This is a genomic window from Salmonella sp. 741265116_PST (assembly GCF_046567715.1).
GTDB classification, from domain to species: Bacteria; Pseudomonadota; Gammaproteobacteria; order Enterobacterales; family Enterobacteriaceae; genus Salmonella; species Salmonella enterica.
Window position 1 is genome coordinate 200,216 of record NZ_JBKFPH010000002.1, and the last position, 18,925, is coordinate 219,140.

At 51.7% G+C, this 18,925-nt stretch carries 18 protein-coding genes; 9 read left to right on the forward strand and 9 right to left on the reverse strand.

Translation table 11 applies throughout. From position 1 onward, the window contains the following. Positions 1-129: 129 nt before the first annotated feature. Together ompS2 and rstA are read right to left on the reverse strand one after the other, a co-directional pair. Positions 130-1,281 carry a porin OmpS2 gene (gene ompS2 / locus ACLD11_RS02345; protein ID WP_411014484.1) on the reverse strand — a complete coding sequence of 384 codons (1,152 nt, stop codon included), beginning with the start codon at positions 1,279-1,281 and terminating at the stop codon, positions 130-132. A gap of 477 nt (positions 1,282-1,758) precedes the next feature. Next, the gene (gene rstA, locus ACLD11_RS02350; RefSeq protein WP_411014485.1) at positions 1,759-2,490 is read right to left on the reverse strand and encodes a two-component system response regulator RstA; all 732 of its coding nucleotides are present in this window, start codon (positions 2,488-2,490) and stop codon (positions 1,759-1,761) included. 126 nt (positions 2,491-2,616) lie between these two features. On the opposite strand from rstA, the gene ACLD11_RS02355 reads away from it, so the two are divergent. Further along, complete coding sequence (locus tag ACLD11_RS02355; RefSeq protein WP_000524877.1) at positions 2,617-2,952, forward strand: GlpM family protein; 336 nt, start codon at positions 2,617-2,619, stop codon at positions 2,950-2,952. A 61-nt stretch (positions 2,953-3,013) separates the two neighbouring features. Here the strand turns inward: ACLD11_RS02355 and ACLD11_RS02360 are convergent, their stop codons facing one another. Together ACLD11_RS02360 and ydgH are read right to left on the reverse strand one after the other, a co-directional pair. Then, the gene (locus tag ACLD11_RS02360; protein ID WP_411014486.1) at positions 3,014-4,396 is read right to left on the reverse strand and encodes an amino acid permease; all 1,383 of its coding nucleotides are present in this window, start codon (positions 4,394-4,396) and stop codon (positions 3,014-3,016) included. Between the two features lie 298 nt (positions 4,397-4,694). Next, positions 4,695-5,639 carry a DUF1471 family protein YdgH gene (ydgH, locus tag ACLD11_RS02365; RefSeq protein WP_000769292.1) on the reverse strand — a complete coding sequence of 315 codons (945 nt, stop codon included), beginning with the start codon at positions 5,637-5,639 and terminating at the stop codon, positions 4,695-4,697. A gap of 526 nt (positions 5,640-6,165) precedes the next feature. On the opposite strand from ydgH, the gene pntA reads away from it, so the two are divergent. After that, positions 6,166-7,695 (forward strand): Re/Si-specific NAD(P)(+) transhydrogenase subunit alpha, encoded by a 1,530-nt coding sequence (gene pntA, locus ACLD11_RS02370; protein ID WP_001219355.1) that lies wholly within the window; start codon positions 6,166-6,168, stop codon positions 7,693-7,695. A 10-nt stretch (positions 7,696-7,705) separates the two neighbouring features. After that, positions 7,706-9,094 carry a Re/Si-specific NAD(P)(+) transhydrogenase subunit beta gene (gene pntB / locus ACLD11_RS02375; protein WP_000014056.1) on the forward strand — a complete coding sequence of 463 codons (1,389 nt, stop codon included), beginning with the start codon at positions 7,706-7,708 and terminating at the stop codon, positions 9,092-9,094. Positions 9,095-9,268: 174 nt separating this feature from the next. On the opposite strand, the gene ACLD11_RS02380 is transcribed toward pntB, so the two are convergent. Beyond that, positions 9,269-10,303 carry an AI-2E family transporter gene (locus ACLD11_RS02380; RefSeq protein ID WP_411014487.1) on the reverse strand — a complete coding sequence of 345 codons (1,035 nt, stop codon included), beginning with the start codon at positions 10,301-10,303 and terminating at the stop codon, positions 9,269-9,271. Positions 10,304-10,720: 417 nt separating this feature from the next. On the opposite strand from ACLD11_RS02380, the gene mdtJ reads away from it, so the two are divergent. After that, positions 10,721-11,083: a multidrug/spermidine efflux SMR transporter subunit MdtJ gene (gene mdtJ / locus ACLD11_RS02385; protein WP_094964514.1), complete on the forward strand. Its 363-nt coding sequence runs from the start codon at positions 10,721-10,723 to the stop codon at positions 11,081-11,083. Then, positions 11,070-11,399, forward strand: coding sequence for a multidrug/spermidine efflux SMR transporter subunit MdtI (mdtI, locus tag ACLD11_RS02390; protein ID WP_001183821.1), 330 nt, complete (start codon positions 11,070-11,072; stop codon positions 11,397-11,399). The genes mdtJ and mdtI overlap by 14 nt, the downstream gene beginning before the upstream one ends. A 34-nt stretch (positions 11,400-11,433) precedes the next feature. Here the strand turns inward: mdtI and ACLD11_RS02395 are convergent, their stop codons facing one another. Both ACLD11_RS02395 and asr read right to left on the reverse strand, forming a co-directional pair. Further along, positions 11,434-12,255 carry a trypsin-like serine peptidase gene (locus ACLD11_RS02395; RefSeq protein WP_000549649.1) on the reverse strand — a complete coding sequence of 274 codons (822 nt, stop codon included), beginning with the start codon at positions 12,253-12,255 and terminating at the stop codon, positions 11,434-11,436. A gap of 268 nt (positions 12,256-12,523) precedes the next feature. Next, positions 12,524-12,775, reverse strand: coding sequence for an acid resistance repetitive basic protein Asr (gene asr, locus ACLD11_RS02400; RefSeq protein ID WP_058116173.1), 252 nt, complete (start codon positions 12,773-12,775; stop codon positions 12,524-12,526). A 235-nt stretch (positions 12,776-13,010) separates the two neighbouring features. Between asr and ACLD11_RS02405 the strand changes: the two genes are divergently transcribed. Further along, positions 13,011-13,103: a KPN_01571 family protein gene (locus ACLD11_RS02405; protein ID WP_001068154.1), complete on the forward strand. Its 93-nt coding sequence runs from the start codon at positions 13,011-13,013 to the stop codon at positions 13,101-13,103. Between the two features lie 66 nt (positions 13,104-13,169). On the opposite strand, the gene ACLD11_RS02410 is transcribed toward ACLD11_RS02405, so the two are convergent. Next, positions 13,170-14,423, reverse strand: coding sequence for an MFS transporter (locus tag ACLD11_RS02410; protein ID WP_411011235.1), 1,254 nt, complete (start codon positions 14,421-14,423; stop codon positions 13,170-13,172). A gap of 119 nt (positions 14,424-14,542) precedes the next feature. On the opposite strand from ACLD11_RS02410, the gene ACLD11_RS02415 reads away from it, so the two are divergent. From ACLD11_RS02415 to bioD, 3 genes are all read left to right on the forward strand, one after another. Next, the gene (locus ACLD11_RS02415) at positions 14,543-15,442 is read left to right on the forward strand and encodes a LysR family transcriptional regulator (protein ID WP_411014488.1); all 900 of its coding nucleotides are present in this window, start codon (positions 14,543-14,545) and stop codon (positions 15,440-15,442) included. Positions 15,443-15,569: 127 nt separating this feature from the next. Continuing rightward, positions 15,570-16,790 carry a sugar metabolism global transcriptional regulator Mlc gene (mlc, locus tag ACLD11_RS02420; RefSeq protein ID WP_183059152.1) on the forward strand — a complete coding sequence of 407 codons (1,221 nt, stop codon included), beginning with the start codon at positions 15,570-15,572 and terminating at the stop codon, positions 16,788-16,790. Between the two features lie 125 nt (positions 16,791-16,915). Further along, positions 16,916-17,611 (forward strand): dethiobiotin synthase, encoded by a 696-nt coding sequence (gene bioD / locus ACLD11_RS02425; protein WP_183059151.1) that lies wholly within the window; start codon positions 16,916-16,918, stop codon positions 17,609-17,611. Here the strand turns inward: bioD and clcB are convergent. Further along, positions 17,567-18,856, reverse strand: a complete 1,290-nt coding sequence (gene clcB / locus ACLD11_RS02430; protein ID WP_411014489.1) for a voltage-gated ClC-type chloride channel ClcB — start codon at positions 18,854-18,856, stop codon at positions 17,567-17,569. The two genes, bioD and clcB, sit on opposite strands and share 45 nt — an antisense overlap. Between the last annotated feature and the right edge of the window lie 69 nt (positions 18,857-18,925).

Here is an 18,925-nt window from a genome sequence, read left to right on the forward strand (position 1 = left end):
CAAACCATAGAGAGCGAACAAGAATTGTTCAATCTGTGCCCAGGGAACAGTGCGTTCTGTTTTTAGAACGGTGATGATAAAAAAGAAAAGCCCGCCGAAACGGCGGGCTTGAGAAGAATTAATGAATAATTAGAACTGGTAAACCATACCCAGCGCGACGATATCATCAGTGCTGATACCGGCATCTTTATAGAACTGGTCGTCATCATCCAGCAGGTTGATTTTATAATCAACATAGGTGGAGAAGTTTTTGTTGAAATAGTAGGTAGCACCTACATCAGCATATTTAACCAGGTCTTTATCATCGCCATTAACGTTGTTATAGGTCAGATCTTTACCTTTAGACATCAGGAAAGAAACCGCCGGGCGCAGACCGAAATCAAATTGATATTGGGCTGTAACTTCGAAGTTTTGCGTTTTGTTTGCTACGCCGCCAGCATAACCTGCGTCCGTTTTACCATAAGGCGTCATATTACGGGTTTCAGAATACATAGTCGCTAAATAGATGTTGTTGGCATCATATTTCAAGCCAGCTGTCCAGGCATCCGCTTTGTCGCCGCCAGCAATCGTGCCGTCAGCATTGACTTGCTCATTAGTACGATCGGAAGTGGTATACGCAGCGCCTGCGCTGAAGCCCATGCCAATATCATAGGTAGTAGAAATACCGAAGCCATCACCGTTATCGTAACGAATATCGTCGCCATTATTACGGTTATTGGTACCGATATTTACATCGTCAGCGCTTTGGCTTTCATTTTTACCCTGATATTGCAACGCGAAGTTCAGACCGTCTACCAGACCGAAGAAATCAGTGTTACGGTAGGTGGCCACGCCGTTAGCACGACCGGTCATGTAGTTGTCAGCGTAAGTATAGGAGTCGCCGCCGAACTCAGGCAGCATATCGGTCCAGCCTTCCACGTCGTACAGGACGCCGTAGTTACGACCATAGTCGAATGAGCCGTAGTCGCCGAATTTCAGGCCGGCGAATGCCAGACGAGTCCAGGAATTAGCGCCTTCGCCTTCGGTAGTGTTAGCCTGAACGTTATATTCCCACTGGCCGTAACCGGTCAGTTGGTCGTTAATCTGTGTTTCGCCTTTAAAGCCGAAACGCATATAGGTCTGATCGCCATCTTTAGAAGAGTCATCAGAGAAATAGTGCAGGCCGTCTACTTTCCCGTAAAGGTCCAGTTTGTTGCCGTCTTTGTTATAAATTTCAGCGGCGTGTGCCGCGCCAGCAGCCAGCAGAGCCGGGATGACAAGTGCCAATACTTTTCTTTTCATTTTTTATCCTTAAAAACTTAACTTATTTGCAAAAGATTGAACTTCTACAGATTCGTTGAATCAAAGGCATCCTAATCTGAATAATATTATTTCAGCAAATGCTAACTTTTCTTATATGTTATTAATTAATACAAAAGTTACTATCGGAAACGCATATGTTTATGGTGAATGTATTTGTTATTATATATTCATGATTATGATTTGTTTGATTTCACAATTTGCGAAAAAAGACGGCAATATAGCGCCGGGCAGACATTCTGTTATCAATTTTGTGAACTGGCTTCGAGTTTTTTAATTTAATTTTTTGGGGCGAAAAAGACGTAATGATGAACCGCAACGCAGAGAAAACGGTAATAAAGGGGCCGTTCCGACTAATAAAAATAGCATTGATGTATACAATGTCTGTTTTTTGAACAGTGGCGGTGATCAGCATCGCCACTGTGACTTGATAAAGGCAGGTAAAATCTGTCGGCTAACTTATCCCGTCGTTTCGTCCCAGGCATGAGGGGCAAAAAGATAGCCTTTATTGCGAATGGTCTTTATACGATAGGGCTCAGCAGCGCTATCCAGCAGTTTCTTACGCAAGCGGGAAATCGCCACATCCACGCTGCGATCCAGACCATCATAATTGACGCCGCGCAGCGTTTTTAGCAACGCGTCGCGATCCATAATTTGTCCGGCGTGTGTCGCCAGTTCCCAGAGCAATTCAAAATCGGCGGTGGAGAGCGATATGAAATCGCCGTTGAGCTGGACCGCCCGGTTAAGGGGATCGATGGTTAACGCACCAAAACGCAGCGCTTTATGCGGCGTAAGCGCGCTCTCCTGAAGACTTTTTGCCTGTTGCGTTTGTTCGCTTTGCCGCAGGTGTAAGCGCAGACGCGCCAGCAAAACGGCCGGAGGCGTGGTTTTGAGGATGTAGTCGCAGGCGCCCATCTCCAGCGCCAGAATATGATTCATATCACTGTCCAGCGAGGTGAGCAGGACAATCGGGCCTTGCCAGCGGTGGCGTAAATCGCGGCATATCGTCATGCCATCTTTACCTGGAAGCATAATATCCAGTAAAACCAGATCGGGCTGAGTGGTGAGGATAAGATCCTCCGCCCGGTCACCACGCGGCTCAGCAATGACATCAATATCATGTTTCGCCAGATAAGCGGCAATGAGAGAACCCACTTCAGCGTCGTCTTCAACAAATACAATGCGGTTCATATTATAAATGGAGAATAGAAAACGCCAACATACACCGCCTCTGTTTTCCCTTCCATAAATCTTTTCTAAACGAGAGCGGTTCCGTTATGCTACACGCTGTTGTTATTAGCGTGTTAAGGCAAGGTAATGGGACTCGTGATTAAAGCTGCCCTGGGGGCGCTGGTCGTCGTATTGATTGGTCTGCTGTCAAAAACGAAAAATTATTATATCGCCGGATTAATTCCTCTGTTTCCAACGTTTGCGCTTATCGCGCACTATATCGTGGCCAGCGAGCGGGGCATCGACGCGATGCGTACCACCATCGTCTTTAGCATGTGGTCGATCATTCCTTATTTCATTTATCTTGCAACGCTATGGTATTTCAGCGGCGTGATGCGCCTGCCCGTTGCGCTTGGCGGTGCGGTGGTCTGCTGGGGGCTAAGCGCGTGGCTGCTGATTTTTTGCTGGATTAAATGGCATTAATATTGGCAAAGACCGTGGTTTCCCCATCGTAATACATACGGATATTACGATGGGGAGGTTGTTAACCCACCAGCATCCACGTAGCCGGAACCGCCGCGACCAGCAATAAACCGATCAGCACGACTTCCTGACGATTTAATACGTTGTCATGCTTGTGCGTTCGACGCGCATACAGGAAAACCAGTAATCCAGGCGCGTACAGTACGACGGACAGCAGCAGGTGCATGGGACCCGACGCATATAATAACCATAAGCCATAAATACAGGCTCCGATACCGACTGCCCGATGGAGGGGACGTGTTGCAATCTTCAGCAGAAATGCGCCGACCAGAAAGTAGGGCACCAGAATCATTTCTGACGCAATCGTCAATAGCGTGTTGTAGTCTGAACCGGTCAGCCAGATCAGTACCAGACAGATTTGCACACAGATATTGGTGAGCCATAACGACGCAGAAGGCGCGCCTTGCGCATTTTGTCGCGCGAAGATGCCCGGGAAGGATTTATAGGCTGCCGCCAGAAACGGCACCTCCGCCGCCATGATAGTCCAGCTTAGATAAGCCCCGCAGACAGACACAATCAGTCCCGCTGCAATAATAATTTCTCCCCACGGCCCCATCATTTTCACCATCAGACCGGCCATCGACGGGTTGCGCATCTCCGCCAGTTCCGGACGCGCAAGAACGCCAAGAGAAAGCAGCGTGACCAGGAGATATATTCCCAGCGCTGCGAGTACCGCCAGTAGCGTGGCGCGGCCTACATCGCGTTTATTTTTCGCTCGGGCCGAGACGACGACGGCGCCTTCAACGCCAATAAACACCCACAGCGTAATAAGCATGGTGTTCTTGACCTGTTCCCATACGGGAATACCGAGTTCAACACCGGTGAAGTCCAGTGTGAAGGTATCCAGTTTGAACATCATGATAGCCAGCACAATAAACGCGCCGAGCGGCAACAGTTTCGCCAGAGTCGCGACCAGATTGATGCTGGCTGCCGTTTGTACGCCGCGCAGGATGAGGAAATGGACAATCCAGAGCAGGACTGAAGCGCCGACAATAGCCTGCCAGGTATTACCGTCGCCAAACAGACGCAGGGCAGGCGTATCGGTAAAGAAACTCAGCGCTGAAAAAACGATAACCAAATAGGATACGTTGGCGATGACCGCGCACAGCCAATAGCCCCAGGCAGAACAAAAGCCAATCAGTTCGCCGAAGCCTTCGCGGGCGTAAGTAAAGATACCGCCGTCAAGCTCGGAGCGAATGCGCGTAAGGATTAACATGGCGAATGCCAGTAAGAGTATCCCCACGCCGGTAATGGACCAGCCAATTAACAACGCAGCCGGACTGGCAACGGCGGCCATATTCTGGGGCAGGCTGAAAACACCTGCGCCAAGCATTGAGCTTAAAACCAGCGCGGTCAGCGCGCTCAGTCCCAGTTTTTTTTCCATTGGTATCCAGCTATAAAAATGAAATTGGAAGAATAATTATTATGGCAAAACGCATAAAAATGGTGAAAGCCACTAAGGCGCGGGATTTTACGGAGAGAAGGGACCGCATGCAACGGCCTGGATAAGATTTATCGCCAAAAAAGCGAAAAGTGAGATTCATCGCGATATTTGACGGAACTGGCATCCCGCGAGAAAGTGCCGGATGGCGGCTTATCAGTCCTGCCGTTGAACGATCGTGTAGGCCTGATAAGGCAGGTATGCCGCCATCCGGCGAGAAAGCCTGATGGCGACGCGCGCCTTATTTATAGAGGTCGGCGCTGATGGTGATGTTATTGCCGCGCTCCTGCCACTGACGCGTAATATGATAATACTTAGCGCCTTTCTTCGCCGCGCGTTTGGCGACCTGGTAGGAGATTTCTGTCATATTACCGTAGTTGCCGGTGAACTTAACGCTGTCGAAAGGCACCATCATCGCAGCCGTCGCTTTATTCAGCTCCTCAACTTTTGTGCCATCCGGAAGTGTGACAGTGTAACGCCCGCCTTTGGTGGATTGCGTTTCGAAGAAACGGCCTACTTCGGCGCTCGGCGAGGCTGACGTGGCGACGCCTGGAATTTCGACTTTCTTCGCAGCTTCGCCGCCCTGAGCCAGCGCGGCGCGGCCAGCTTCAGAGTCTGCCGGAATAGCGTCCGGGCTCTGGACGATGCGTTTTTTCGCATCTTGTTTATAGATAAATGCAGTGATGCGCTGGTTTCCGCCCTGATTCGCATCCACCTGACGAACAATATAGAAAGCGTATGCGTCTTTCTGTTTCGCCGCTTTCGTAATGGCATCGTTAACTTCCGGCTGGCTACGGTAGAAGCCCTGAACGGTGACGGTGTCATACGGTTCTAATTGTACGGCCTGGTCTTTCGGTAATTCCACGATGCCATTAATGACACGATTTTTGGGCGCGTCGGCTTTCGGCGCGTCGGCTTTATACACGTCCGCCACAACACGCCAGTTACCACTGTTGCCGAACTCCGAGGTGTCGACAACATAGAAGGAGGCTGCGCCTTCTTTATCTGCGCGGCGGGACACGGCGGAGACCGCATCGCCAATAGCATTAAAACGACCGGTAATAACGATGCGGTCATAAGGTTTTAGTGCAGCCGCTTGCTCCGGCGTCAGTTCTGTTGCTGCATGGACAGAAAAAGCAGCCGCAGAAAGCAGTGCCGACGCCAGGAGAGTGTTCTTAAGCTTCATAAAAATAATCCTTCGCCTTGCGCAAACCAGGTACTGGTATTGTTATTGACTAGAAACGTGGCTGATTATTGCATTTAAACCGTATGGATGTCTGCGGGATTTTTCACGCATCGTGTCATGTCCCCTATCTTTGATGATAACATTTGCCGATATGTCGAAAAAAACGGCGGCTGGGCGGCTAAGCTAATGAAGCGCATAAATTTAATAAGTTAATTTAATGTTAATTTCTTGATCGCGTCAGGGGTTTAATGATGTTTTGCTGTCAAATTTGAGCGAATTATCAGCCCTCGCAGGCCATTTTCAAGGCATTATGGCTGCTTAGCGGCTGAATCGTTCATGTTTTGCAAATTTGATAAAAAATTCTGTTTTTTGGCGCTAGATCACAGGCGTTATTTTCAGTAGGTTATAGAGAGTTTGTAACGGTTTTATTCTGCTGGGGTAACATTTACCTCAAACGCGGGCAGGCGTACGCTTCTCGCGCTTACTGACAAACCATCATCAAAAATACCGATGGAAGGGAACATTTATGCGAATTGGCATACCAAAAGAGCGGTTACCCAATGAAACCCGTGTCGCTGCGACGCCGAAAACGGTAGAGCAGCTACTGAAGCTGGGGTTTAGCGTCGCTATCGAAAGCGGGGCGGGTCAACTGGCAAGTTTTGACGACAAAGCGTTTGCGCAGGCTGGCGCGGATATTGTAGACGGCAATGCTATCTGGCAGTCGGAAATTATTCTCAAGGTTAATGCGCCTGAAGAAGATGAAATCGCTTTACTGAACCCCGGGACTACGCTGGTCAGTTTTATCTGGCCTGCGCAAAATCCTGGGTTAATGGAGAAACTTGCCGAACGTAAGGTCACGGTGATGGCGATGGACTCCGTGCCGCGTATTTCCCGCGCGCAGTCGCTCGACGCGTTAAGCTCAATGGCGAATATCGCGGGTTATCGCGCCATTGTAGAGGCCGCGCATGAATTTGGACGCTTCTTTACCGGGCAAATCACCGCCGCCGGGAAAGTGCCGCCGGCGAAGGTGATGGTGATTGGCGCGGGCGTAGCCGGTCTTGCGGCTATCGGCGCGGCAAACAGCCTGGGGGCGATTGTCCGCGCGTTTGACACTCGTCCTGAAGTCAAAGAGCAGGTCCAGAGTATGGGGGCTGAGTTCCTCGAACTGGATTTTAAAGAGGAAGCCGGTAGCGGCGATGGTTACGCCAAAGTGATGTCCGAGGCGTTTATCAAAGCGGAAATGGCGCTCTTTGCCGCCCAGGCCAAAGAGGTCGATATCATTGTTACCACCGCGTTGATTCCGGGCAAACCTGCGCCGAAGCTGATTACCCGCGATATGGTCGATTCTATGAAGGCCGGCAGCGTGATTGTCGACCTGGCCGCGCAGAATGGCGGTAACTGCGAATATACCGTCGCCAATCAGGTTGTGACGACGGACAATGGCGTGAAAGTGATTGGCTACACCGATCTGCCGGGGCGTTTGCCGACGCAGTCATCCCAGCTTTATGGCACCAACCTGGTTAACCTGCTGAAGCTGCTGTGCAAAGAGAAAGACGGCAATATTGACGTGGATTTTGACGATGTCGTGATCCGTGGCGTGACGGTGATTCGCGACGGCGACATTACCTGGCCTGCGCCGCCAATCCAGGTTTCCGCGCAGCCACAGGCCGCGCCTAAAGCAGCACCTGCGCCAAAAGAGCCGGAAAAGCCCACTTCACCCTGGCGGAAATATGCGTTAATGGCGCTGGCGATCATTCTTTTTGGCTGGCTGGCCGATGTCGCGCCAAAAGAGTTCCTCGGCCATTTTACCGTGTTTGCGCTCGCCTGCGTGGTTGGTTATTACGTGGTGTGGAACGTGTCTCATGCGCTTCATACGCCATTAATGTCGGTGACCAACGCAATTTCAGGGATTATTGTTGTCGGGGCATTATTGCAAATTGGTCAGGGCGGCTGGGTCAGCTTCCTGAGCTTTATCGCGGTGCTTATCGCCAGCATTAATATTTTCGGTGGCTTCACCGTGACTCAGCGTATGCTGAAAATGTTCCGGAAAAACTAAGGGGTAACACATGTCTGGAGGATTAGTTACAGCTGCATACATTGTTGCCGCGATCCTGTTTATTTTCAGTCTTGCCGGGCTTTCAAAGCATGAAACGTCCCGCCAGGGGAATAACTTCGGTATTGCCGGGATGGCGATCGCGTTGCTGGCGACCATTTTCGGGCCGGATACCGGCAACGTGGCATGGATTCTGGTCGCCATGATTATTGGCGGCGCGATTGGCATCCGCATGGCGAAAAAAGTTGAGATGACCGAGATGCCGGAGCTGGTCGCGATTCTGCACAGTTTCGTGGGCCTGGCTGCGGTACTGGTTGGCTTTAACAGCTATCTGTACCATGACGCCAGTCTGGCGCCGGTGCTGGTGAATATCCATCTGACCGAAGTCTTCCTCGGTATCTTTATTGGCGCAGTCACTTTCACCGGATCGATCGTAGCGTTTGGTAAACTGCGCGGCAAAATCTCTTCTAAGCCGTTGATGTTGCCTAACCGTCACAAAATGAACCTGGCGGCGCTGGTTGTTTCTTTCCTGTTGCTGCTGGTTTTTGTCCGCACCGAAAGCGTGGGTCTACAGGTTCTGGCGCTGCTGCTGATGACCATTATCGCGCTGGCGTTTGGTTGGCATCTGGTCGCTTCTATCGGCGGGGCGGACATGCCGGTGGTTGTTTCAATGCTGAACTCCTATTCCGGTTGGGCTGCCGCGGCGGCTGGCTTCATGTTGAGCAACGATTTGCTGATTGTGACCGGCGCGCTGGTCGGTTCGTCAGGCGCGATCCTGTCTTACATTATGTGTAAAGCGATGAACCGCTCTTTCATCAGCGTTATTGCTGGTGGGTTCGGTACTGACGGCTCCTCAACGGGCGACGATCAGGAAGCCGGCGAACATCGCGAAATCACGGCAGAAGAGACCGCTGAGATGCTGAAAAACTCCCACTCCGTCATTATTACGCCGGGGTACGGGATGGCGGTGGCGCAGGCGCAGTATCCGGTGGCGGAAATCACCGAAAAACTGCGTGCACGCGGTATCAACGTGCGTTTCGGCATTCATCCGGTGGCGGGTCGCCTGCCCGGTCATATGAACGTGCTGTTGGCGGAGGCGAAAGTGCCTTATGACATCGTGTTGGAGATGGACGAGATCAATGATGATTTCGCCGATACCGATACCGTGCTGGTAATTGGCGCGAACGATACGGTGAACCCGGCGGCGCAAGACGATCCCCGCAGCCCGATCGCCGGTATGCCGGTTCTCGAAGTGTGGAAAGCACAGAATGTCGTGGTCTTTAAACGTTCAATGAATACCGGTTATGCTGGTGTGCAGAACCCGCTGTTCTTTAAAGAGAATACGCAAATGCTGTTTGGCGATGCCAAAGCCAGCGTGGATGCAATTCTGAAAGCGCTTTAATCTTTTAAACGTGCGGCGGCCTCTTCGGAGGCCGTTTTTATACACTTCATCCTTTAAGCTGCCTCTTTGTTGGCTGCGCTCAGAAACTCCGGTCACATCGTTATCTATGCTCCCGGGGATTTCTTCCCTTGCCGCCGCGATGCATCTTGAATGATTTTGTGTATATATTGTGTTTTATCTTTTGTTTAAATCGCTAAGCAGAACGGCGATACTCTGCCCGCCGGTGGTCTGTTCGAGGGCGATTTTGACAATGATGGTTAACGGAACGGAGAGCAACATGCCCACTGGACCTAATAGCCAGCCCCAGAAAATTAACGACAAAAATACCACTAAGGTTGAAAGGCCTAAACCACGTCCCATGATACGTGGCTCAAGGATATTGCCGAAGACCAGATTAAGCAGCAGATAGCCTGCCAGCACCAGCAGCGCATCATAAAACCCGTTAAATACCAGCACCTGAATAATGGGTGGCAGGGCAGCGAGCACCGATCCAATATTAGGAATATAGTTCAGCGCGAAGGCCAGTAGACCCCAGACAAAGGCGAAGCGGACATCCAGCGCGGCCAGCATTCCCCATGCGACCAGCCCCGTCACGATACTGATCGCTGTTTTTAACACCAGATAATGGGAAACGCTATCAAGCGCGCGTTGAATTGCCGCCATGCCCTCCACCGGACGGCTCATCATCTGCTGCAGTTTTTCAGGCAATTGTGGAACCTCCAGCAGCATAAATACCACGGTCAATAACAATAAAAAGATGGACGACATGGCATTGGACAGTTGGGTGAGCAGATTCGTTACCAGAGTCATGGCGGCGTTTGGATCGATATATTTCGCCAGCTCATCAACCGACACGCCAATGCCTGCTCGCTGTAACCACGGTTCAATACGTTGCAACGGTATCACCAATGAGGAGCGATATTGCGGTAGGGTACGAGCCAGTTCATTTAATGATGTCCCCAAATAGGCCAGTAGCAGTACCATTAACATAACAATAATCACAATGAGCAATGATACGGCGATAACGCGCGGAATTCGGCATCGGGTCATCCGTTGCACAACGGGATTGAGAACGACTGCAATAAATAACGCCAAAATAAAGGGAACAATGATATCTGCGGCGAAGCGGATACCGCTCAGAATAACTACCAGCATTCCCAGCATAATGACGATTTTTAGACCATTGAGCGTGATGATCGGTTTTGCCATATCAGTCCCTGTTTTCTGTTGCCGACTCGAATAATAATGTGATGTCGGTCGACCTGTTCTGGTTAAAATCAAACACTTCAGGTAAAGAAGTGAAAATATTTTGAGTTAATTCCTGGCTTATGATACAAATCAGGCGTGTTCAACTACCGAGGACAATTATCATCCGCGATGACGAGAAGCAACACTGCGGATAATTGTAATATTATGGACAATATGTTCAGTGCTTTTTTCTCCACGCAAACGCATCTTCACTCTACCTCCTTTTTCCTGCTTATCGGCGAGCAGCACTGGCGTAACGCGCTTTAGTCTCTCACTTCTGCCTGAGCTGGCGCAACGCGCTGTGCTAACTGATTTTATTTTTTAGTTTGCTGCGTGCAGCAGACTCGAAAGAGTATATTCTCATGCAGGAGAAGTGTCATGTTTTACTGGATCTTATTAGCTCTGGCTATCGCGACTGAAATTACCGGCACGCTCTCAATGAAATGGGCTAGCGTGGGTAATGGCAATGCGGGTTTTATTTTAATGCTGGTGATGATCACGCTGTCATATATATTTCTTTCTTTTGCGGTAAAAAAGATTGCCCTGGGTGTGGCGTATGCCTTATGGGAAGGGATCGGCATTTTATTTATTACCATTTTTAGCGTGCTGCTATTTGATGAAGCATTATCAACCATGAAGATTGCCGGCTTGCTGACGCTGGTCGCCGGCATCGTATTGATCAAATCAGGGACGCGTAAACCCGGCAAACCGGTGAAGGGGGCGACTCGTGCAACAATTTGAATGGATACACGGCGCCTGGCTTGGGCTGGCAATAATGCTGGAAATCGCGGCTAACGTACTGTTGAAGTTTTCGGACGGTTTTCGCCGTAAATGTTATGGCATTTTATCGCTTGCCGCTGTTCTGGCCGCCTTCAGCGCGCTTTCCCAGGCGGTAAAAGGGATAGACCTGTCGGTGGCGTATGCGCTATGGGGCGGTTTTGGTATTGCCGCCACGCTGGCGGCGGGCTGGGTGCTCTTCGGCCAGCGCTTAAACCCCAAAGGCTGGGTTGGCGTGATATTGCTGCTCGCCGGAATGGTCATGATCAAATTTGCCTGAGACGATCGCTGCCGCTCAGGCAGCGATTCGCGTATTAGTCCTGCGCCAGGGCTTTCAGCTTATCGCGAAAGCCGGTGACGGATATAGCGCGGTTATCGGCGCGCCAGCGATCTTTAGCCGCAGGAGCGGAGCTTTGTACGCCAATAAGCTGCCATCCGCTATCCGTGTGCAATAAGAGCGGCGAGCCGCTGTCGCCTGGTAACGTGTCGCACTGGTGTGAGAGTACGGCATTCTGCGCCCAGCCGGTCACGACGCAATCCTGATGGGAATAGAGCGCATTCAGATGATCTTCCGGATAACCGGACTGCGTGACTTTTCGGTCTGCGGCTTTCAACGCCGCAGTGAGCGCCGCTTTATCGCCGGTAAATAAAGGCACTGGCGTGATACCGGAAGGTGGGTAGCGCAATATTACCAGACCAAAATCCCAGCTTGCCGCGGCAGGTGGCACAATCCAGCCATCGCCATCCGCTTTCAGGCGTCGGCCCAGCGACGGTTCAACGCGGCCTTCAATGCCGTGGATTTCATAGCGCCATACTCCTTTTCGCGCCACAAAACGCAGCGCAACCGCTTTGTCCGGTTTTCCTTTCGGTGGCGTTAGCAGGCAGTGACCTGCTGTCAGGGCGATATGCGGGGAGATAAGCGTTGCCGTACACAAATTACCGCTGGCGGTCTCTAGTTGCCCGATGGCATCCCACGGCGATTGGGTAGGATCGGCGACGGGCACCCGATCGTCATGGTTAAAAAAAAGCGTTTTGACGTCGCTGGCATCCGTAGCGTCTGTTTCAGCCCCCCTGGCTTTCGCCATAACCGGTAAAAAACAAACTATGCCCAGTAATACAGCAATGGTTTTATGCATATCACACTCTGGTGGGTAATTATGATTATTAACAGCAAACCCTCAGTATTACTATAGACGTGGCGGTAAGAAAGTGGGAGTAAAATCAGATAACTACACTCAGGAAAGATAGAAATGCGTGGCAATAACGGCGCATAAAATAAGCACGATAAGAATGAGCTCAAAGCGGTAGCGAGACACTTTTTTGCCCTCCCGGAAGGCGGCGCTAAACCAGAACAATTTAGCGCCGTAAAAACGGGCGCGGGGGCGCGCCGCAGCATGTTACGACTTACGCAGCCGGCTGCGAAGTTGTTTTTGACACAGATTTGGCTGGGGCTTTTTTGCCATCTTTTTTCTGGTGTTTTTTAGCCGCCTGCGCTTTTTGCTCAACGGTTTTTTTATGCTGTTTTTTGTGGTGCTGGGTGTTCTGGGTTGTTTTGGCAGGCGCTGCGGTTTTCGCAGGCGTTGCAGTCTCAGCCGCGAATGCTGCGGAAGAGAGACCCATTGCAGCGGCAACAACCAGAGCTAATACTTTTTTCATTTTGATACCCTCGATTTGGTTTTCATTCAACCCCACTGCGGGGCCGGTGAAATGACTATATCGCTGTTATCAAAAGGCTTCCGTGAGTGATTGGTTTCGGCATGTAACGCTATGTACAATCCCCCGGTAACGCGATGTCAGCCCCCACCATAATAGGTAGCTTTACGTTACCGGCCGTTATTTTTGGTCGCAGAGTCGGTAATATCCGCCCTCCAGAATAACAGGCACACCGTATATGAATCCGATAATCTGGGTGGTATTTACGCTTCTGGCGCTGGATGCAATCAGAGAAGTTATGGGCGTATCAAGCCTGACAGGTCTATGGTGAACAGTGAGTCGTGGCGTGAAACCAGCCCGGCGATAGCGCACGTTGCTATCGCCGGATTATTTCTTTTCAGGCGTGAAGACGATGATGTAACCGCGTCCCGACCAGGATGGCCAGCACCAGCATTAGCGCGATAAAACCACCTACGCCGTTCCAGCCATAACTATGCCAGAATACGCCGCCTAGCGTCCCGGCGATACTGGACCCCAGATAATAGCTGAAAAGATAAAGTGACGAGGCCTGTCCCTTCGCCCGGCGCGCACGCGGGCCAATCCAACTACTGGCCACGGAGTGCGCGGCGAAAAAGCCGGCGGAAAAAAGCAGCATCCCGGCAAAAATCAGCCAAAGCGAGGTAAAAAGCGTCAGTAAAAGCCCGCACAGCATTACTGCGGTAGAGAACAGCATCACCGGCCCCCGGCCATAGCGTGAGGTCATTGCGCCAGCTTTCGGCGAACTCCATGTGCCGGTGAGATAGGCTACGGATAACAGTCCGACCACGGCCTGGCTTAATTCCCAGGGGGAGAGCATCAGGCGATAACCAATGTAGTTAAACAGGGTGACGAACGCGCCCATCAGTAAAAAGCCTTCCGCAAACAGCAGAGGTAGCCCCCGATCGCGCCAGTGGAGACGGAAATTAATAAACAGCGTTTTAGGCCGTAGCGACGTGGGACGGAAATGTTGCGAGGCGGGTAAAATCTTCCAGAACATCAGCGCTGACGCCAGCGCAAAGCATCCGATGGCCGCCAGCGCGATGCGCCAGTTAAAAAAGTCGGTCATGACGCCGCTTAATAAACGCCCGCTCATCCCGCCGATGGAATTACCGCTAATATAGAGTCCCATAGAGAAAGCGACAAAGCTGGGATGGATTTCTTCACTCAGGTAGGTCATTCCCACCGCGGCGACGCCGCTTAACGACAGACCGATCAGCGCGCGCATAATCAGAATACCATGCCAGCTGGTCATCATGGTTGATAACAATGTGCAGCAGGAGGCTAATAACAACGCGGTGACCATCACCGGTTTACGGCCTATCGCATCAGAAAGCGGGCCGGTAAAAAGTAAGCCGATAGCCAGCATGGCGGTAGAAATAGAAAGTGAAACGCTGCTGCTGGCGGGGGAGACGCCAAACTCCTGGGAAAGTACCGGTAGTATAGGCTGAACGCAATAAAGGAGCGCGAAAGTCGCCAGGCCCGCGGAAAAAAGGGCCAGCGTGACGCGCATAAAAGATGCTGTACCGCGTTTAATAAATTGAACCGGCTGAGAATGGCGTTGTTCATCGATATCGCTCGCCGTGGCGTCATCGAGAATAGTTGTACGACTCACGTGAAATCCTTGCTTTACATCTCCGTCAACAGGAGACGGGTATAACCGACATGTAAAGCATAGAAAAAGCAAAATATTCTGTCTAATATATTAATTGTCTCAAATAAGACGTTAAAAATATGAATATCGAATTACGTCATTTACGTTACTTTGTGGCGGTAGCAGAAGAGCTGCATTTTGGTCGCGCCGCCGCGCGCCTCAATATCTCGCAGCCGCCGCTCAGTCAGCAGATACAAATTCTGGAGCAGCAGGTCGGCGCGCGATTACTGGCGCGGACCAACCGCAGCGTAGCGTTAACCGCCGCCGGGCGACAGTTTCTGGTGGATAGCCGACACATCCTGAGTCTGGTAAACGACGCCGCCGCTCGCGCCGAGCGGTTGCACGAGGGCGAAGCGGGTGAAATCCGTATTGGCTTTACGTCTTCAGCGCCTTTTATTCGGGCGGTATCGCATACCTTTTCGCTTTTCCGCCAGTCCTATCCGGGGGTGCATATGCAAACGCGTGAAATGAATACGCGTGAGCAAATCGCGCCGCTCAACGAAGGCGTACTGGATATTGGCTTGCTGCGGAATACGCCGCTGCCCGACACACTTAATCGCGAGGTGATTTTGCATGAGCCGCTTATGGCCATGATCCCGCGCGAACATCGGCTGGCGCAAAAGCCGGTCGTCAGTCTGACAGAACTGGCGGAAGAACCTTTCGTCTTTTTCGATCCGCATGTCGGGACGGGCCTCTACGACGATATTCTCGGCCTGATGCGGCGCTATAACCTGTCGCCGACCATCACGCAGGAGGTTGGCGAGGCAATGACCATTATCGGTCTGGTGGCGGCGGGACTGGGCGTCTCGATTCTGCCGGCATCCTTTAAGCGTGTACAGATGAGTGAGATGCGCTGGGTTCCCCTGACAGAAGAGGACGCCGTATCTGAAATGTGGCTGGTATGGCCAAAGCATCATGAACAGAGTCATGCCGTACAGCGGTTTTGCCAACTGCTATTACTGGCTGCCCGACGGGATTAATTACGCTTAAAAAGGGTGAAAATGTGCAGTTAATCACACGGCTAAGCAAAAAGTTGACGGCGAGTATTGAAGTGTTTCACCATAGCACACAGATTATTTCGGAGCGCGAAAATAAAGGGAGTGAGCGGTGGTTGCTGATAGTCAGCCTGGGCATATCGATCAAATTAAGCAGACCAATGCTGGCGCAGTGTATCGCCTGATTGATCAGCTCGGACCGGTATCGCGAATTGACCTGTCTCGTCTGGCGCAATTGGCGCCTGCCAGTATTACGAAAATTGTTCGCGAAATGCTGGAAGCGCATTTGGTTCAGGAACTTGAAATTAAAGAGGCGGGCAGTCGTGGACGTCCCGCCGTCGGGTTGATGGTGGAAACGGAAGCCTGGCACTATTTATCTATTCGTATTAGCCGTGGCGAAATTTTCCTTGCGCTGCGCGATCTTAGCAGCAAACTGGTGGTAGAAGAGTGTCTGCCGCTGCCGTTAACCGAAGCCACGCCGTTGCTTGAGCGAATTATTACGCACGTTGATCGGTTTTTTACCCGCCATCAGCAGAAACTGGAGCGTCTGACCTCCATTGCCATTACGTTACCGGGCATTATCGATACCGAAAACGGCGTTGTGCATCGGATGCCGTATTATGAAGATGTCAAAGAGATGCCTTTGGGAGATGCGCTGGAGCGGCACACCGGCGTACCGGTTTACATTCAGCATGATATTAGCGCATGGACGATGGCAGAGGCGCTTTTTGGTGCCTCACGCGGCGCGCGCGACGTTATCCAGGTGGTGATTGATCATACTGTGGGGGCGGGCGTTATCACCGACGGTCATTTGCTTCATGCGGGCAGTAGCAGTCTGGTGGAGATTGGGCATACCCAGGTCGATCCTTATGGTAAGCGCTGTTATTGCGGTAATCATGGCTGTCTGGAGACCATAGCCAGCGTCGATAGCGTGCTGGAACTTACGCAGCTTCGGCTTAATCAGTCGATGAGTTCAATGTTGCACGGCCAGCCGTTAACGGTAGATTCACTGTGTCAGGCGGCGATACAGGGAGATCTATTAGCAAAAGATATTATTAGCGGCGTTGGCGCGCATGTCGGACGCATTCTGGCTATCATGGTGAATTTATTTAATCCGCAAAAAATTCTTATTGGTTCGCCGCTAAGTAAAGCGGCTGATATCCTTTTTCCGGCCATTGCTGACAGTATCCGTCAACAGGCGCTGCCCGCCTACAGTAGGAACACGGTAGTGGAAAGCACGCAGTTTACCAACCAGGGCACGATGGCCGGGGCGGCGTTGGTAAAAGACGCGATGTATAACGGCTCTTTGTTGATTCGTCTATTACAGGGTTAACATTTTTTAACTGTTGTACAAAAATTTGCGCTAACTCAAGCTGATTGCCCTTGCCATATCTTAGACTTTCTCCACTGTATTATTTTCCTGGTTTATATTTTCGAAGCATAACGGTGGAGTTAGTGATGCTGAAGCGTTTCTTTATTACAGGTACAGACACTTCTGTTGGGAAGACGGTGGTTTCCCGCGCATTACTACAAGCGTTAGCGTCGGGTGGTAAGAGCGTTGTAGGGTATAAACCTGTCGCTAAAGGGAGCAAAGAGACTGCAGAAGGGATGCGCAACAAAGACGCTCTGGTATTGCAAAGCGTCTCTTCGCTGGAATTGCCGTATGAGGCGATTAATCCGATCGCGTTAAGCGAAGAAGAAAGCAGCGTCGCGCATAGCTGTCCTATAAATTACACCTTGCTGTCCAACGGTCTGGCAAGCCTGAGCGATAAAGTGGACCACGTTGTCGTGGAGGGCACTGGCGGCTGGCGTAGTTTGATGAATGATTTACGTCCATTGTCCGAATGGGTGGTACAGGAACAATTACCGGTATTGATGGTGGTAGGGATTCAGGAGGGGTGCATTAATCATGCGCTACTGACTGCGCAAGCTGTCGCTAACGATGGACTGCCATTAATTGGCTGGGTAGCGAATCGTATCAATCCTGGCCTGGCGCATTATGCTGAAATCATTGATGTGCTTGGGAAAAAACTGCCAGCGCCGCTGATTGGCGAGCTACCGTACCTGCCGCGTGCCGAGCAGCGCGAGCTGGGGCAGTATATTCGTTTGTCAATGCTCGGCAGCGTGCTGGCGGTAGATAGAATCATGGCGTAACGTTCGCGAGAGCACTGACGCGACTACACAGGCAATCAGCAGACCGGGGAGTAACTGATACTCGCCGGTCATTTCACAAATCATCAGGGTGGACATTATCGGCGCATGGGTTGTCGCCGCCAGTAGCGTCGCCATACCCGCCAGCCCCAATAAAATCGCTATTTCATCCGAGCCTGGCAGCCAGAATCCCCATATCCGACCCAGCAACATTCCAATTGATAATCCGATAAATAATGTTGGCGTAAAGACGCCGCCCGGCGCGCCAGACCCGCTGCTGGCGAGTACCGCCAGGATTTTGCACACAAAAATTCCGCCAATCAGCGAGAATAGCGGTGGGGAGAGCAAAAATGATTGTACGACGCTATAGCCGTTTCCCCATACCGTGGGCGTGAGTAACGACAGTAATCCGACAATAAGCCCCCCCAACGCCAGTTGCCAGGGCGGGGACAGTTTTAAGCGTAAGAAACTTTTATGGCTGGCCGTCATCAGCCACATCAGCAACGGGCCGCACAGGCCGGCGACCAGACCGGTACTGACTATCATGACGTACTCCCGCGCGTGGAGATCAACGGTCAGATGCACGGTATAGAGTAGTGAATCGCTACCGTTTAATACATGGGTGGTTAGCAGGGCGACGACGGCGGAAACGACAACCGGGCCGAGGGAAGCCAGCATTAAGGTACCGAACAGGATTTCCGCGATAAACAGGCTGCCCGCCAGCGGCGCATGGTAAGCGCCCGCCATGCCCGCAGCGGCGCCGCTGGCGATCCATAATTTCCATTCCTCACGCGGCGTGAAGCGTCGGGCAAAGCTGGATGCCGCCAGCGCGGCGAGGAGAATCATTGCGCCTTCGCGACCAATTGCGCTGCCGCTGACCACGACCAGCAGCGAGGCCAGCGATTTCACCAGACTAGCGCCAACGTCAAATTGCCCGTCGGTTTGCAATGCTTCCATATAGTCAGTGGGCGCATGGGGGCGCTGTTGGTTCATTTTTTGCCACCCCCACAGCAACAGACCAGCGGCCAGGCCGCCAAGCGCTGGCGTAATCAGCCGTCGCCAGGGCGAAAGCCCCTCAGCCGCATTCACCAGACTGCCGGTGTCATTACTCAGGAAAATCCACTCCAGCAATTGCATCGCATGACGGAAGGCGGCGACAGCCAGCGCCGCGAGAATACCGATGAGCGTAGCGATCAGCAGGCGACGAAACATCGCGCGCAGATCCGGGTAAGCGTGTAAATGATGCATAAGCGGGTAAACAGGGAGTTTCAGGATAGCTTATTCTGCGGGGAAATGGCGTCAGACGCAAAAGCACTA

Coding starts and splice junctions, on each gene's coding strand:
- asr (WP_058116173.1), bottom strand. CDS start 12,775: ATGAAAAAAGTATTAGCTCTGGTTGTTGCCGCTGCAATGGGTCTCTCT.
- pntB (WP_000014056.1), top strand. CDS start 7,706: ATGTCTGGAGGATTAGTTACAGCTGCATACATTGTTGCCGCGATCCTG.
- ompS2 (WP_411014484.1), bottom strand. CDS start 1,281: ATGAAAAGAAAAGTATTGGCACTTGTCATCCCGGCTCTGCTGGCTGCT.
- clcB (WP_411014489.1), bottom strand. CDS start 18,856: ATGCATCATTTACACGCTTACCCGGATCTGCGCGCGATGTTTCGTCGC.
- bioD (WP_183059151.1), top strand. CDS start 16,916: ATGCTGAAGCGTTTCTTTATTACAGGTACAGACACTTCTGTTGGGAAG.
- ACLD11_RS02395 (WP_000549649.1), bottom strand. CDS start 12,255: ATGCATAAAACCATTGCTGTATTACTGGGCATAGTTTGTTTTTTACCG.
- ACLD11_RS02415 (WP_411014488.1), top strand. CDS start 14,543: ATGAATATCGAATTACGTCATTTACGTTACTTTGTGGCGGTAGCAGAA.
- ACLD11_RS02355 (WP_000524877.1), top strand. CDS start 2,617: ATGGGACTCGTGATTAAAGCTGCCCTGGGGGCGCTGGTCGTCGTATTG.
- mdtJ (WP_094964514.1), top strand. CDS start 10,721: ATGTTTTACTGGATCTTATTAGCTCTGGCTATCGCGACTGAAATTACC.
- ACLD11_RS02405 (WP_001068154.1), top strand. CDS start 13,011: ATGAATCCGATAATCTGGGTGGTATTTACGCTTCTGGCGCTGGATGCA.
- ydgH (WP_000769292.1), bottom strand. CDS start 5,639: ATGAAGCTTAAGAACACTCTCCTGGCGTCGGCACTGCTTTCTGCGGCT.
- pntA (WP_001219355.1), top strand. CDS start 6,166: ATGCGAATTGGCATACCAAAAGAGCGGTTACCCAATGAAACCCGTGTC.
- ACLD11_RS02380 (WP_411014487.1), bottom strand. CDS start 10,303: ATGGCAAAACCGATCATCACGCTCAATGGTCTAAAAATCGTCATTATG.
- ACLD11_RS02360 (WP_411014486.1), bottom strand. CDS start 4,396: ATGGAAAAAAAACTGGGACTGAGCGCGCTGACCGCGCTGGTTTTAAGC.
- rstA (WP_411014485.1), bottom strand. CDS start 2,490: ATGAACCGCATTGTATTTGTTGAAGACGACGCTGAAGTGGGTTCTCTC.